The 1905-nt window shown below is 38.9% G+C and carries 2 protein-coding genes; one reads left to right on the top strand and one right to left on the bottom strand.

Going from position 1 to position 1905, the window contains the following annotated elements; translation table 11 throughout:
• The first annotated feature begins 197 nt into the window (after nt 1-197).
• A complete protein-coding gene (locus AC1DO4_RS27790) occupies nt 198-1322 on the top strand; it encodes a zinc-dependent alcohol dehydrogenase family protein (protein ID WP_477421028.1) in 1125 nt (374 codons plus the stop codon).
• Between the two features lie 226 nt (nt 1323-1548).
• Here the strand turns inward: AC1DO4_RS27790 and AC1DO4_RS27785 are convergent.
• Nucleotides 1549-1905, bottom strand: a 357-nt coding sequence (locus tag AC1DO4_RS27785; RefSeq protein WP_477421027.1) for a Crp/Fnr family transcriptional regulator, incomplete at its 5' end; no start/stop codon positions are given.

Here is a 1905-nt window from a genome sequence, read left to right as displayed (position 1 = left end):
TAATTGATCCTAATTGCTAAAACAGAACCGGTATATACTTTTACAATCTCCCCACATCTTAACGATTGAGGCGCTGCCTTTATTAAAAAGTGTATACTATATACTACGTCATCTTTTATAGTGACTGCCGTCATTTTGTGAATGGTATTATCAATTCATCTTTGTATCCACAGATCTATTACTATAAAAACACTATTATGGAAACTTTAATGCAACAGGAAACTCAAAAAGAGGCTTTAGATAGGTTACCTACTCTTAATGCAAAAAAAATGAATGCTTTAGTTTACCACGGACCAGGAAAAAAAGCCTGGGAAGAAAAACCTAAACCGCAGCTTATAGCAGCTACAGATGCAATTGTAAAAGTTATTAAGACCACAATTTGCGGTACCGACCTTCATATTATGAAAGGCGATGTCCCGGAGGTTAAAGATGGCCGGATAATTGGCCATGAAGGTGTAGGCATTATACAAGAAACCGGGAGCGCTGTAAGTAATTTTAAAAAAGGCGACCATGTACTTATCTCCTGTATCACATCTTGTGGAAAGTGCAGCTATTGTAAAAAAGGGATGTACTCTCATTGTGAAGACGGTGGATGGATTCTTGGTCACCTGATTGATGGCACCCAGGCAGAATATGTAAGGATACCACATGCGGATAACAGCTTATACCCCATACCGGCAGGAGCCGATGAGGAAGCACTAGTGATGCTGAGTGATATTTTACCTACCGGCTTTGAATGCGGTGTATTAAACGGACAAGTGAAACCAGGCGAAACCGTAGCTATTGTAGGATCGGGACCTATTGGTTTAGCGGCTCTTTTAACAGCTCAGTTTTTTTCCCCCGCAGAAATTATAATGATTGACCCGGATGACAACAGGCTGAATATTGCTAAAACTTTTGGGGCAACACACCTTATGAATAACAGTACCGGGGATGTTGTAAAAAAGATAATGGATCTTACATCGGGCAGAGGGGTTGATACGGCAATTGAAGCCGTTGGTATTCCAGAAACCTTTGAATTATGTGAGGCCATTATTGGGCCCGGCGGGCGTATAGCTAATGTAGGGGTTCACGGTAAATCTGTAAATCTTCACCTCGAAACCCTCTGGTCAAAAAACATAACCATTACAACCCGGCTTGTAGATACAGTTTCAACACCCATGTTATTAAAAACGGTCAGCTCAAACAAATTACAACCCCGACAACTAATTACCCATCATTTTAGACTGGACCAGGTTATGGAGGCTTATGATACCTTTGAGCATGCAGCCAAAGAAAAAGCACTCAAAGTGATCATGACCAATACAAACAATACCGAATAAATATTTTAAAGGTTACAAACAATTAAGATTTGATTTATAAAAGATATTTTGAAAAAAAATTAACAACCTAATGATGTACGGGGGCAAATGAATGATTGATATTGGTTTGCCCCCATTTTAGCTATATAAAAGCAAAACGCACAAAGACAAGATATAATACATTGATTTTCAACACAATTATAATTATACCAAACTAATTAATAAGCTTAATTGCGGCATAAGCTATTTAATCTTTCATTTTTTTTAGCCTGGCATGATCTATTATTCTTATATGGGTGCCAATACGCTCTATCAAACCCTCTGATTTAAACTCTGTAAGTATCCTGCTCACGGTTTCTGAAGCTATACCAGCCATCCCAGCCAGTTCTTCACGTGATATTTTAAACAGGAGAGGATTTGACAATGGAGTACTTAATCGCAAAAGCACCTGTGACAGGCGCTTACGAACCGAATTGTAGGCCATCAATAGTAACTGGTTATCTTTCTCGCGAATATTACTGGCCATCATATGGATAAACTGCTGATTAATATCCGGATAATGATTTACCATTTCAAGCACCATTTCCCGGGGAAGCAAACACAC

The sequence above is a fragment of the Mucilaginibacter sp. P5_A6 genome (assembly GCF_056400585.1).
This window is presented reverse-complemented; position numbering and strand designations above follow the sequence as displayed.